The organism is Nocardioides sp. Root151, from assembly GCF_001427925.1.
Lineage (GTDB): Bacteria > Actinomycetota > Actinomycetes > Propionibacteriales > Nocardioidaceae > Nocardioides.
The window spans coordinates 108,330-120,499 of sequence record NZ_LMGG01000007.1; the positions used below are offsets into that span (position 1 = coordinate 108,330).

Sequence of the window (12,170 nt, forward strand, 5' to 3'; positions counted from 1 at the left end):
GGAATCAAGACTGGGGGCCGGACCCGACTTCGGGCCCGACCCCCTGAGCCTGTTGAGCGATCAGGATCCGATCTTGGCGACGATTTCCTGGGCGCGGGTGCGCAGGTCGTCGGAGAGCGGGGCCGAACCGGCCTCTTCGGAGCCGATGGTCTGGCCCTGGTCGGAGAGGATGTAGGTCAGGTAGCCCTTGACCTGCTTGGCGGTCGCCTCGTCGTCGTACTTCTGGCAGGCCAGGAGGTACGACGTGAGCACGATCGGGTAGACGCCGTCCTCGGTGGTGGTGTGGTCGAGGTCGTAGATCATCGCGGTGTCGCCGGCGCCCTCGGCCTCGGGGGAGACCTCGAGGATCTTGGCGGCAGCGTCGGCGGACGGCTCGACGAACGCGTCGCCGACCTTGATCTTGGCCACGCCCAGGTCGCCGGCCTTGCTGGCGTCGGCGTAGCCGATGGCGTTCTTCTCACCGTCGGTCACGGACTTCACGACACCGTCGGTGCCCTTGGCACCCTCGCCACCGAACTGCTTGGGCCACGTCTCGACGACACCGGCCGTCCAGTTCTTCTTGGCGACCGCGTCGAGGTAGTCGGTGAAGTTCTCCGTGGTGCCCGACTCGTCGGAGCGGTGCACGGGGCGGATGTCCGCGTTCGGGAGCTTCTCGTCCTTGTTGTCAGCGACGATGCGCGGGTCGTTCCACTTCTTGATCTTGCCGGCGAAGATGTCGGCCAGCACGTCGGGCGCGAGGTTGAGGTTCTCGACGCCGTCGACGTTGAAGATGACCGCGATCGGCGAGACGTAGTTGGGGATCTGGATCGGCGCTGTGCCGCAGGTCTTGGTGGCTTCGGTCAGCTCGCCCTCCTCGTCGCTGAGGTAGGCGTCGGTGCCCGCGAACTTGTAGCCGCCGGAGATGAAGTTCTCGCGGCCGGCGCCGGAGCCCTGCGGGTCGTAGGTGACCGTCACGCCGCTGGCGACCGTGGAGAAACCAGCGATCCAGGCGTCTTGGGCCGAGCCCTGGGACGAAGCGCCACCACCGGCGAGGGTGCCGGACAGGCCTTCGTAGACGGAGGTGTCGCCGGCGTCGCCCTCGAGGTCGGTGTTGCTGTCATTTCCCCCACCGCAGGCAGCAAGGGAGAAGACGGCGATCGTCGCGATTGCGGGTGCCGCGATGCTACGGAAAGAAGTGCGCTTCACTTCAGTGCTCCTGATGTTTTGATGTTGATGACACCAGTGAGTGAAAGCCCTCCAAGTGACCGGATTGCTCGGCCTCGGTGAACGAGCGGTGAACGCTGGTCGGCCCTTTGGTCGCCGGTGGGCGGAGAAGAGACGGCCATCACGTGAACTGCCTCGTGGCCCTCTTGACTCAGCGCGGATTCAGCGCACCAGATGACACTCGGTGGCGACCACCGAGCCGTCGCGCAGGTGAACGACGAACATCTGGCCGGGTTCGAGCCCGGGATCGGCCAGGCCGAGGGTGAAGAAGACGTCGGGCAGCACCGGTCGGTGGGTGCACAGCACCGTGCGCTTGCCGCCCTCGACGAGCGCGTCGACCACGTCGAGCACGCCCTCGGCGGTGGCGTCCTCCTCGCTCAGGGCGTCACGGGTGTCGATGTCGCGTGCGGTCGCGTCGGCGTACGGCAGCAGCGTCTGCACGCACCGGTTGGAGGAGGAGGACACCAGCCTGCGGACGTCGTACGCCGCCAGCACGGGCACGATGCGCTCCGCCTGGGCCTCGCCCACCTTGAGCAGCGGGCGCAGGCGGTCGTCGGTGCGCCAGTAGGAGCGAGCCCTGGCCTTGGCGTGGCGCAGCACCACCAGGGTCGTCGTACGGCCCCTGACGGCACGGGCCAGCGCGAGCGTCTCCCGGTCGCGGGGATAGGTCAGCAGCTGCTCGGCCTTGTCGGCGGGGACCCAGCGGACCTCGTCGATCTCGTCGTTCGGCGCGTAGCCGGACACGTCGTCGCTGCCCACGACCCGGCCGACCCAGTAGTGCACGACCTTGTCGCGGGTCCCGACCCGGTAGTGCTGGTCGGGCAGCGGCCGGCCCAGGCGTACGTCGAGTCCGGTCTCCTCGCGCACCTCGCGGACGGCGCACGCCGTGACGTGTTCCCCGCGGTCGACCTTCCCCTTGGCGAAGGACCAGTCGTCGTACTTCGGGCGGTGCACCATGAGCACGTCCCCGCCCTTGCGGACGATCACGGCACCGGCGGCAATGATGTCGGCCTGCGGCATGCCGCTAGCGTATGTCCTTGTGCGCGGACCGGTCCGCGTCCGTTGCCCAGGCGTGAGGTGGTTTCTCCCGGATGTCCCGTCGACGTGTCGCCCTGTTCACCGTGGTGGTGGTCGTCATCGCCGCAGTTGCGGCGGCGGTCGGCTGGTTCGTGTGGCCGCGGGACAGCGACTTCGAGAAGGCGGCCGCGCTGCTGCCGGACGACACGCTGCGGGTGACCTGGACCGACTGGGAGCGGGTGCGCGACGAGGTGGGTGACTCCGACGTCTACACCGCCGCCACGGACCGCGACCTGTCGGTCTCCTCGCTCGCCGGGTCGGCCGATGACATCGAGGCACAGCTCGGCTTCGACCCGCTCGACGCCGACTGGGAGCTGTTGGGCCAGTCCCGCGAGGGCATGGTCGTGGTCGTCAAGCTGCCCGGTGATCTCGATGACGTCGCCTCCGCGTTCAAGGGGGCCGGCTACACCGAGCCGTCGTCGAAGCGCATGGACGGCGCCGTGTGGGAGGGCGGGCCCGACGTGCTCGCGTCGCTCGGGCTCACCAACAACGAGCTGCAGAGCGTGGCCTTCGTGGAGGAGGAGGGCCTCCTGGTCGGTTCCGACTCGGCCACCTACCTGCGCAGCGCGATGAAGACCGTCACGGGCGACGAGGACGGCCTCGACGTCACCCCGCTCACCGACCCGCTCGAGGACGACCCGCTCGACGCGACCGTGTTCCTGGAGGACTACGCCTGCGAGGCGCTGTCGATGAGCCAGGCCGACGAGGCGACCCAGACGGTCGCCGACGGTCTGGTCGACGACGCCGGCGGGGTGTCGCCACTGAAGGGCTACCTGGTCGCGCTGTCGGCCGACGAGCAGCTCTCCGTGGTGTTCCGATTCGCCGACGACGACCAGGCCGAGCGCAACGCTTCCTCACGCGGCTCGCTGGCCACGGCCGAGGACCCAGGTCAGATGGTGGCCTACTCCGACGTGTTCTCCGACCCCACGACGGAGGCCGACGACGCGGACGTCGTACTCACCGCCACGGCGTTGCGCGACGGCTACCCGATGGCGAACCTCGCCGCCGGGCCGGTGCTGCTCGCCACCTGCTAGACGATCAGCGCTTGTTGCGGCGCTGGCGGGCGATCAGCATCTGGTGCAGCGACTGGGTGCCCTCGGTGCGGGTCCAGTCGGCGTCGGAGCCGAGCGTCCAGGCGGCCGTGTCGGCGTCGAACGCCAGGTCGAGCACGTTGGCGACGCGGGTGACCAGGTCTTCGGTGGGCAGCTTGACCAGCACCTCGACCCGTCGGTCGAGGTTGCGGTGCATGAGGTCGGCGGAGCCGATCCAGGCGACCGGCGTGCCGCCGCCGGCGAACTCGAAGACCCGGCTGTGCTCGAGGAACCGGCCGAGGATCGAGCGGACCTCCATCGTCTCCGACAGGCCGGGTACGCCGGGGCGCGCGGCGCAGATGCCGCGCACGAGGAGATGCACGGGTACGCCGGCCTGCGAGGCCAGGTAGAGCGCGTCGATGGTGGCCTCGTCGACGATCGAGTTCGCCTTGAGCCGGATCCGCGCGGGGCGCCCGGCCAGGTGGTGCTCGATCTCGGCGTGGATCTGCTCGATCAGGCCCTCTCGGACGCTGTCGGGCGCGACCAGCAGCTGGTCGTAGGACGCGTTGCGCGAGAAGCCGCTCAGGTTGTTGAACAGGTGCGCGACGTCCTCGCCGATCGCCTGGTCGGCGGTGATCAGGCCGAAGTCCTCGTAGAGGCGGGCGGTCTTCGGGTTGTAGTTGCCGGTGCCGATGTGGGTGTAGCGGCGGATGCCCTCGGGTTCGTCGCGCACCACCATCGACAGCTTGCAGTGGGTCTTGAGGCCGACCAGTCCGTAGACCACGTGGCAGCCGGCGTGCTCGAGCTTGCGGGCCCAGCGGATGTTGTTGGACTCGTCGAAGCGGGCCTTGATCTCCACGATCACCAGCACCTGCTTGCCGGACTCGGCCGCGTCGACGAGGGCGTCGATGATCGGCGAGTCACCTGAGGTGCGGTAGAGCGTCTGCTTGATCGCCAGCACGTGCGGGTCGGCGGCAGCCTGCTCGATGAACCGCTGGACCGACGTCGAGAACGAGTCGTAGGGATGGTGGAGGAGCACGTCGTGTCGGCGCGCGGCCTTGAACACGTCGACCGGGCTCGCGGACTCGACCTCGGCCAGCAGCTCGTGGGTGCTCGGCACGAACGCGGCGTACTTGAGCTCCTCGCGGGGGAGGTCGGCGATGTCGTGGAGTCCGCGCAGGTCGAGCGGGCCGGGCAGCTGCACGACCTCCTCGGGGGTGACGCCGAGCTCGGAGATCAGCAGGTCGAGGATTCGCGGGTTGATCGACTCCTCGACCTCGAGGCGCACCGACGGGCCGAACTTGCGACGCAGCAGCTCCTTCTCGAGGGCGGCGAGCAGGTTCTCGGCGTCGTCCTCCTCGACCTCGAGGTCCTCGTTGCGGGTGACCCGGAAGGTGTGCGCCTCGAGCACCTCCATGCCGGGGAAGAGGCGCTTGAGGTGCTCGCCGATGACGTCCTCGAGCGGCACGAACCGCTGGTTGCCGACGGGCACGAACCGGCTGAAGATCGGCGGCACCTTGACCCGGGCGAAGTGCTCCTTCTTGGTCTTCGGGTTTCGCACCAGCACGGCGATGTTGAGGGAGAGCCCCGAGATGTAGGGGAACGGGTGGGCCGGGTCGACGGCCAGCGGCGTCAGGACCGGGAAGACCCGCTCCTTGAACAGCCGCTTGCACTGCTTCTGCTCGTCCTTGTCGAGGTCGTCCCAGCGGACCAGCTCGATGCCCTCGTTCTTGAGCGCCGGCACGATCTGGTCGCCGAAGACGGCCGCGTGGCGTGCCATCAGCTCCTTGGTCCCGACCCAGATGGTGTCGAGGACCTCGCGCGGCAGATGTCCGCTGGCCGCGCGTACGGCGACTCCAGCGGCGATCCGGCGCTTGAGGCCGGCCACCCGCACCATGAAGAACTCGTCGAGGTTGCTGGCGAAGATGGCCAGGAACCGGGCCCGCTCGAGGAGCGGCTGCTCCTCGTCCTCGGCGAGCTCCAGCACCCGCTGGTTGAAGTGCAGCCAGCTGAGCTCGCGGTCGAGGAACCGGTCGGGGAAGTCCTCGAGGGGCAGCTCACCCTTGCCGGGGACGTACGGCGGCTCGACGTCGAAGGTCTCACTGCCTCCCACCACGCGGAGCCCGGCGTCGACAGGCCCCTCGTCGAGTGATCCGGCCGTGTGCGAGGGGAGGCTGTCGTGCGTCATGCCACCGAGTGTGGCACCGCATGGTGAACGGCAGGTGACGAAGGATTCCCGCGCGCTCGGGCAGTCGGCGAGCGCCCGGTCGGGCGATCGCGGGCTTCGTTGGTGGCTGGTGGCTGTTCGCGGCGCAATGAAGAGCCACCAGCCACCAACGAAGAGGTGGATCTGCCGGTGGAGCAGTCTCAGCCCACCGTGGCCTGTGGAGGACGGGCCCGCGACCCCGTGACTTCGGAGATGCTCGTCGTCATGGCTTTGCCGAAGGATCCCCTCGAAGGCGCATGGATGCTCGATCCACCGCCCCGGATCGCGCGCCCGCAATTCGTCGTACCCGTGGCCGTGGACCCGTCGGGGCAGCGGGGCCCGACATACGGCCAGTCGCGTGGCCCGCACTGGCGGCGTACGTCGCCGAACCGGTTCGTCCCCTCGGACGCGATCTACGACGAGACGACCCAACGCATCGTCGAGGTTGCGGCGGCGCTGCCCCCGGACGCCGCGATCACCGGATGGGCCAGCCTGCGCCTGGCCGGTGCTCCGTACTTCGACGGCCGTGACCACCGCATGCGGGAACTCCCTGTACCGGTGGTAGCTGCCCGCGGGCGCCATCGCCGTGAGCTGGAAGGAGCGCGCGTACATCGCGAGGGATTCAGGCCAGATGAGATCGTCCACCGGCTGGGCGCCCGCTGCACCAGCGTTGACCGAGCGATCCAGGACGAGATGCGGCACAGCGACGACGTACGCCTGGCGGTCGAGGTGATCGACATGGCGTGCCACGCGCAGTTCACCTCGCTCGCCCGCTTCGGCGTCTATGTCGATGCCGCGCCCCGACGAGTGGGGATGCCGACTCTCCGCGCCGCGCTGGAGCTGGCATCAGAGGGTGCCCAATCGCGCCAAGAGGTGCAGATGCGTCTCATCTGGGAGGTGGACGCGGGGTTGCCGCGGCCGCTGTGCAACCCGACCCTCTACAGCTCGAGCGGCAGATTCCTGGCCCGCCCCGACCTGCTCGACCGCGTGGCCGGAGTGGTCGGGGAGTACGACGGGATCCATCACGACGCGGATCCTCAGCGAGGAAGGGACAACACGCGAGAGCAGCGACTGCGCAACCATGGACTCGAGTACTTCGCCGCGGTGCGGGGCGAACTGGCGGCCAAGATCATGGTGCCGCGCATGCATGCCGCCCGTGCGCGGGCAGCAACGTCGCGTATGCCGCGCGCCTGGACCCTCGTTCGTCCGCTTCATCTCACGCCCGAACTGACTCTTGATGAGATTCTGGACCGGCGACCTCCGCCGATCTGATGGACAGGGCCGAACGGAGGAAGGGCCAGCGGGGGTGGGCTTGGTTGGTGGCTGGTGGCTGTTCGCAGCGCGATGAAGAGCCACCAGCCACCCACGAGCGACTGGAATGGCTGGGGACGTCCCGCGTGGTGTGCGTCACGCACGGATCCGGCGTACCGCGGGTAGGTTTCTCGACATGTCTCTGGAAGATCGCCTCAAGAAGCTGACCGTGGCCGGTGCGCTGAGCCTCCCCGCAGGGGTCAAGCGCCGGCTCGCCGGCAAGCCGGTCGTGCTCGACGGAGCGACCCTCGACGTCGACACGCAGCTGCTGCTGCGGCTGCAGAAGGTGGCTCGTGAGACGGCCGCCGAGACCCTGCCGATCCCCGACGGCCGCGAGCGGCTGGCCGCGCAGAGCGTCCTGGTCGGCGGCAACCAGCCGATCGGGTCGACCGCGCACATCTCGCTCGCCGGGATCCCCGCGCGGGTCTACGTCCCGACGACGCTGCTGGGCTCCGAGCAGCGACCGACGCTGGTCTTCCTCCACGGCGGAGGCTTCATCTACGGCGGCGGGCACAGCACGCACGAGCAGGCCTGCCGCTTCCTGGCCGAGCGGTCCGGCGTGCAGCTCATCTCCGTCGACTACCGGCTGGCGCCCGAGGCGACGTTCCCCGCGGCGTACGACGACGCGGTGGCCGCGTTCCGCACCGTGGTCTCGCGGGCGTCCTCGCTCAAGGTCGACCTCGACCGGATCGCGGTCGGCGGTGACTCGGCCGGCGGCAACCTGGCCGCGACGGTGGCACTGGCCACGGTCGACGACGACGTTCCGCCCGTGTGGCAGCTGCTGGTCTATCCGATGACCGACTGTGTCGGCACCACGGAGAGCCGGCGGATGTTCGGCCAGGGGTTCTTCCTCACCGACGAGTTCATCGAGCTCGCGCTCGAGAGCTACGTGCCCGACCACGAGGACCGCAAGGACCCGCGGGTCTCGCCGCTGCTCGGCACGATCCCGGCCGGGGTGGCCCCGGCCCACGTGGTGACCGCCGGCTTCGACCCGCTGCGCGACGAGGGTGAGGCGTACGCCGAGCACCTGAGGTCTGCCGGAGTGGCGGTCACGCACCGACGCGAACCGGGCCTGATGCACGGGTTCTTCAACACGGTCGGGGTCGGTACGTCGGGTCCGGCCGCGGTCGCCGACATCGCCTCGCGCCTGGCGATCGCCCTGCGTTAGCGCGGGTGGCGGTACTGCACGTGCGTGTCGCTCGGCGCGTGCGTGAAGCCCAGCCCCTCGTAGACCGCCCGGGCCGGCAGGTTGTCGGACTCGACGTAGAGGATGACCTCTCCGTCGGACGTGAGCCGGTCGGCCAGGTGCTCCAGGCCGGCCAGGGTCAGCGCCTTCCCGAGGCCGCGCCCCTGCGCCTCCGGGGCGATGCCGACGACGTACACCTCGCCGGTGGAGGCGGAGTGCCGCTTGGTCCAGTGGAACCCCAGCATGTGGTCGCCGTCGAAGCTGACGAGCAGGCCGGCCGGGTCGAACCACGGCTCGGCCATCCGCTCCGCGAGGTTCTCGGCGTCCATCGAACCCTGCTCAGGGTGGTGCGCGAAGGCCGCCGCATTGACCCGCAGGAGCTCGGCCTCGTCGCCCGGCTGGAAGCCGCGGATCTCAACCCTGCTTGAGGATTCGGGCAGCTCGCTGGAGACGGGACGACGCATCACCCACAGCTCGCGGGCGCGGTCGAAGCCGTGACGCTTCGCGAGCACGGCGGCCGCCGGGTGGTCGCCGTGGGACCACGCCGAACGTGCCAGGGGTGCGGCCTCGGCCGCGAGCGTCGTACCGAAGCCGGCACCGCGTGCGGAGGGCGCCACCGCGAGGTCGACGCCCTCGTCGTGCAGCAGGGCGAAGCCCGAGTCACCGATCAGCCACAGGCGCGACCCCTCGAGGCCGCGGTTCTTGAGTCGCAGGGTGGCCGACTCGTCGAGCGGGTCCTGACGGTCGCCGGTCGCGCACGCTGCGCGGATCCGTTGCAGGGCGGTCAGGACCTCGTCGTCGAGCGCGGTGATCTCGGTCAGCAGTGCGGAGGCCATGGAGCGACCCTAGCCACCCCGGGTCAGGAGTCGGCGGGCTCCTGGGCCGGTTGCTCGGCTTCTTCCTTGTCCTTGGTCGGCACCATGAAGCGGTAGCCGACGTTGCGGACGGTGCCGATCAGCGTCTCGTGCTCCGGCCCGAGCTTGGCGCGGAGGCGGCGTACGTGCACGTCGACGGTGCGGGTGCCGCCGAAGTAGTCGTAGCCCCAGACCTCCTGGAGCAGCTGCTGGCGCGAGAAGACCCGACCCGGGTGCTGGGCCAGGAACTTCAGGAGCTCGAACTCCTTGAACGTCAGGTCGAGCGTGCGGCCGCCGAGCTTGGCGGTGTAGGTCGCGTCGTCGACGACCACCTCGCCGCTGCGGATCACGTGGGCGTCGGGATCGTCGGCCTCGCGCTGCTGGGCCAGCCTGCCGATGGCGAGCTTGATCCGGGCCTCGAGCTCGGCCGGTCCGCAGGTGTGCAGCACGACGTCGTCCATGCCCCAGTCGGCGGCGACCACCGCGAGGCCACCCTCGGTGGTGATCAGCAGGACAGGGGCGTCGGAGCCGGTCGTGCGGATCAGGCGACAGAGGTCACGCGCGTGGGCCAGCTCCTGGCGCCCGTCGACCAGGAGCAGGTCGGCGTCGGGCGCCTCGAGCAGGGCGCTGCCCTCGGAGGGGAGGATGCGGACCTGGTGGTTGAGCAGGGCCAACCCCGGAAGCACGTCGGCTGACGGTTGGAGGGCGCTGGTCAGTAGGAGAAGTGTGCTCACGGGCGCTCCTTCCACGTGGTGATCCGCAGACGCAGATAAGGAAGGATATCGGTCATGACCCCTGATTCCGCTGCGTCGCCGCAGAGAGAGACGCAGATCATCGTGCGCTACTGGGCCTCGGCGCGGGCTGCGTCGGGCGTGAACGAGGACGTGCTCGCGGTCGAAGGGCCGCTCACGCTGACCGAGGTCCGGGCCCGCGCGCTGGCCCTGCACCCCGATTCCGACACCCTCGAGCGGGTCATCGGGGTGTGCTCGGTGCTGGTCGACGACGAGCCCGCGGGGAGGCAGGATCCGGACACCGTGCGGGTGCGACCCGGCCAGTCGGTGGAGTTCCTGCCGCCGTTCGCCGGTGGCTGAGCCGGGAACACCCGGCGGCGCACGTCGGTTGAGGCTCACGTGACCACCGGCCAGATCGTCCTGCTCGTCGTCGTACCCCTCGCCCTGGCGTTCGGGGTGTGGCGGGCGTACGCCGACGGCCGGTTCCGCGGCACGCACAAGGTGCACGGCGCGCCCGAGGTCGAGGAGGAGGGGGTCGAGAGCATCCTCGACGCCACCGACATCGAGCACACGCTGGGGGAGAAGGCCACGCTCCTGCAGTTCTCCAGCGCGTTCTGCGCCCCGTGCCGCGCCACCCGGCGGGTGCTGTCCGACATCGCCGGGATCGTCCCCGGGGTGGAGCACATCGAGGTCGACGCCGAGCACCACCTCGAGCTGGTCCGCCGCGTGGGCATCCTGCGTACGCCGACCACGCTGGTCCTCGACCCACACGGCCGGGAGGTCACCCGGGCGACCGGGGCGCCGCGCAAGGAACAGGTGCTGGCGGCGCTGGCCCGGCTCTAGGAGCACGCTCCTGGCCGCGTCAGGCCTTCTGGACGAACACCATCAGGGTGGAGGCCAGGCGGGGCGGGGTGAGCCGGTCGAGGAACTGCGCGGCCCGCCAGGCCGGCACGGAGTTGCCCATGTAGGTCGGCTCGGAGTTGTGGCCGTAGACGACCAGCCGGTTCGGCTCGGGGAAGAGCCGTGCGAGGTGTCGTCGGGTGTTCATGTGGTACTCCACCGGGAACACGTCCTCCGCCTTGCGGCCGGGCTGGAGCCTGGAGAGCACCCGGGTGTGCAGGTGGTTCGGCACGGACCGGGCGCCGAGTCCGATCAGTCCCCACTTGTTCGGCGTACGCGCGGCGAACCAGCCGCCGGGCCTCAGCACGCGCAGGACCTCTGCGGCGACCCCGGGCGCGTCGGCCTCCGTGACGTGCTCGAGCACGTAGTCGGCCAGCACCAGGTCGAAGCTCTGGTCGGGGTATGGGATCGGTGAGCCCGGGGGCACGACCAGGGCGTCCTCGAGCGTGGGGTTGGAGATGACGGCGGTGTCGACGTCGATGCCGACCACTCGGCGCACCCGCTCGTGGAAGGATCGCAGCGCCAGATGGGTGGCCGGCATCGGGTCGTGGGCCCACTGGCCACGGCCGGCGCCGAAGTCGAGCACCTCCGACTCGGGCGTCAGCAGGGCGTTGACCCGCGTGTAGAAGTCGACGAAGCCGTCGTGCCGGGTGAAGCCGCCGACCGCGGCCTCGGGATAGAGGCGGGCCAGCGTCTCACCGGGCTGGAAGTGGTCGTCACCGGTCGCGGCCGTGGGCGGCGCCGCGGGCTCGGACGTCGTCATACCGGGGCCGTTCATGCGGGGTACCCCAGTCGCTCGGCGAGGCCCGGCGAGAGGGCCTCGACGGCCGCGTAGTGCTCCTCGTTGAACAGGTCGCGGAAGGTCTTGCGGTCGAGGCGGTAGTGCGACTCGGACCCGGCGTCGCGCTGGGCCAGGTCCTTGACCTGCAACGCCTCGCGGGAGACGTCGGACAGCACGGTCTCGAACTCGTCGGGCGTGAGGTCGATCTCGCAGTGCTTGAAGATCGCGGACAGGTTGGTGCGGGCATCGGCCGAGACCTCCTCGAGCTTGAACGTCGCGACATTCGGGTCGTCGACGTCGAGCCAGGTGGCCATCTCGAGCAGTCGCGAGCCGCCGAGGCGGATCACCTCGAGCAGCCCCTCCTCGATCGGCTTCGACCGCAGGTCCTCACGGAAGTCCTCGTAGCCGGCGACCGGCCGATGCGTGCCGATCGCGGAGAAGTAGCCGGAGACGAAGAGGTCGCGCGGGTCGCGGAACATGTAGATCAGGCGGTAGGGGTGGCGGTGCGTCATCGCGAGGTACTCGTCGTGGCTGAAGTAGAGCCCCGGGACGAACGTCCCCGCCGGGAACGGCTTGGAGGGCTTCAGCTGGTAGTCGAGCTGGGGCAACGTGAACAGCCCCGTGTGGCGGCGTACGACGGGGTGGTCGAGGAGCGCCTTCATCCACTGGCTGCCGGCCTTGGGTGACCCGGCGGCGTAGAGGTTCGCGATCGCCGGCACCCGGCCGGAGCGCTCCAGGCGTACGCCGCGCGCCCGGGCGGCAAGGTGCACCCCGCGCTTGATGGTGTTGCGGGCGGGATCCCACTGGACGGCCCGGGTGGCCCACTCGCGGACTGCGCCGTCGTGGGCACGCGCCTCGGGTGTTGACGGCGACAAGCGAAACCTCCGGGT

General features: G+C 70.0%; 12 protein-coding genes. 5 read left to right on the forward strand and 7 right to left on the reverse strand.

Annotated features, from left to right (window positions below; all coding sequences use genetic code 11):
* Nucleotides 1-60: 60 nt before the first annotated feature.
* Both pstS and ASD66_RS18100 read right to left on the reverse strand, forming a co-directional pair.
* Entirely contained in the window at nt 61-1,185 is a 1,125-nt protein-coding gene (gene pstS, locus ASD66_RS18095; protein ID WP_056682769.1) for a phosphate ABC transporter substrate-binding protein PstS, read from the reverse strand.
* Between the two features lie 180 nt (nt 1,186-1,365).
* Nucleotides 1,366-2,223: an NUDIX hydrolase gene (locus tag ASD66_RS18100; RefSeq protein ID WP_056891810.1), complete on the reverse strand. Its 858-nt coding sequence runs from the start codon at nt 2,221-2,223 to the stop codon at nt 1,366-1,368.
* 71 nt (nt 2,224-2,294) lie between these two features.
* Here ASD66_RS18100 and ASD66_RS18105 point away from each other — a divergent pair, with 71 nt between their 5' ends.
* Nucleotides 2,295-3,314: a hypothetical protein gene (locus ASD66_RS18105; protein WP_056891811.1), complete on the forward strand. Its 1,020-nt coding sequence runs from the start codon at nt 2,295-2,297 to the stop codon at nt 3,312-3,314.
* Between the two features lie 4 nt (nt 3,315-3,318).
* Here the strand turns inward: ASD66_RS18105 and ASD66_RS18110 are convergent, their stop codons facing one another.
* A complete protein-coding gene (locus ASD66_RS18110) occupies nt 3,319-5,499 on the reverse strand; it encodes an RNA degradosome polyphosphate kinase (protein ID WP_082599602.1) in 2,181 nt (726 codons plus the stop codon).
* Nucleotides 5,500-5,718: 219 nt separating this feature from the next.
* Between ASD66_RS18110 and ASD66_RS18115 the strand changes: the two genes are divergently transcribed.
* Nucleotides 5,719-6,789: a hypothetical protein gene (locus tag ASD66_RS18115; protein ID WP_056891812.1), complete on the forward strand. Its 1,071-nt coding sequence runs from the start codon at nt 5,719-5,721 to the stop codon at nt 6,787-6,789.
* A gap of 175 nt (nt 6,790-6,964) precedes the next feature.
* A complete protein-coding gene (locus ASD66_RS18120) occupies nt 6,965-7,996 on the forward strand; it encodes an alpha/beta hydrolase (protein WP_056891813.1) in 1,032 nt (343 codons plus the stop codon).
* Here the strand turns inward: ASD66_RS18120 and mshD are convergent.
* On the reverse strand, nt 7,993-8,850 hold the full coding sequence (mshD, locus tag ASD66_RS18125) for a mycothiol synthase (RefSeq protein WP_056891814.1): 858 nt from the start codon (nt 8,848-8,850) through the stop codon (nt 7,993-7,995). The two genes, ASD66_RS18120 and mshD, sit on opposite strands and share 4 nt — an antisense overlap.
* Nucleotides 8,851-8,873: 23 nt before the next feature.
* Nucleotides 8,874-9,602, reverse strand: coding sequence for a response regulator transcription factor (locus ASD66_RS18130; RefSeq protein ID WP_056891815.1), 729 nt, complete (start codon nt 9,600-9,602; stop codon nt 8,874-8,876).
* Nucleotides 9,603-9,656: 54 nt separating this feature from the next.
* Here ASD66_RS18130 and ASD66_RS18135 point away from each other — a divergent pair, with 54 nt between their 5' ends.
* Both ASD66_RS18135 and ASD66_RS18140 read left to right on the forward strand, forming a co-directional pair.
* The gene (locus tag ASD66_RS18135) at nt 9,657-9,959 is read left to right on the forward strand and encodes a MoaD/ThiS family protein (protein ID WP_056682747.1); all 303 of its coding nucleotides are present in this window, start codon (nt 9,657-9,659) and stop codon (nt 9,957-9,959) included.
* 39 nt (nt 9,960-9,998) lie between these two features.
* Entirely contained in the window at nt 9,999-10,442 is a 444-nt protein-coding gene (locus tag ASD66_RS18140) for a TlpA family protein disulfide reductase (RefSeq protein ID WP_056891816.1), read from the forward strand.
* Between the two features lie 19 nt (nt 10,443-10,461).
* Here ASD66_RS18140 and ASD66_RS18145 read toward each other — a convergent pair whose 3' ends face one another.
* Nucleotides 10,462-11,277 (reverse strand): class I SAM-dependent methyltransferase, encoded by an 816-nt coding sequence (locus ASD66_RS18145; RefSeq protein WP_082599603.1) that lies wholly within the window; start codon nt 11,275-11,277, stop codon nt 10,462-10,464.
* The gene (locus tag ASD66_RS18150) at nt 11,274-12,155 is read right to left on the reverse strand and encodes a sulfotransferase domain-containing protein (protein WP_056682742.1); all 882 of its coding nucleotides are present in this window, start codon (nt 12,153-12,155) and stop codon (nt 11,274-11,276) included. Before ASD66_RS18150 ends, ASD66_RS18145 begins: the two co-directional genes overlap by 4 nt.
* Nucleotides 12,156-12,170 lie beyond the last annotated feature (15 nt).

Coding starts and splice junctions, on each gene's coding strand:
- ASD66_RS18100 (WP_056891810.1), bottom strand. CDS start 2,223: ATGCCGCAGGCCGACATCATTGCCGCCGGTGCCGTGATCGTCCGCAAG.
- ASD66_RS18105 (WP_056891811.1), top strand. CDS start 2,295: ATGTCCCGTCGACGTGTCGCCCTGTTCACCGTGGTGGTGGTCGTCATC.
- ASD66_RS18110 (WP_082599602.1), bottom strand. CDS start 5,499: ATGACGCACGACAGCCTCCCCTCGCACACGGCCGGATCACTCGACGAG.
- ASD66_RS18120 (WP_056891813.1), top strand. CDS start 6,965: ATGTCTCTGGAAGATCGCCTCAAGAAGCTGACCGTGGCCGGTGCGCTG.
- mshD (WP_056891814.1), bottom strand. CDS start 8,850: ATGGCCTCCGCACTGCTGACCGAGATCACCGCGCTCGACGACGAGGTC.
- ASD66_RS18135 (WP_056682747.1), top strand. CDS start 9,657: ATGACCCCTGATTCCGCTGCGTCGCCGCAGAGAGAGACGCAGATCATC.
- ASD66_RS18145 (WP_082599603.1), bottom strand. CDS start 11,277: ATGAACGGCCCCGGTATGACGACGTCCGAGCCCGCGGCGCCGCCCACG.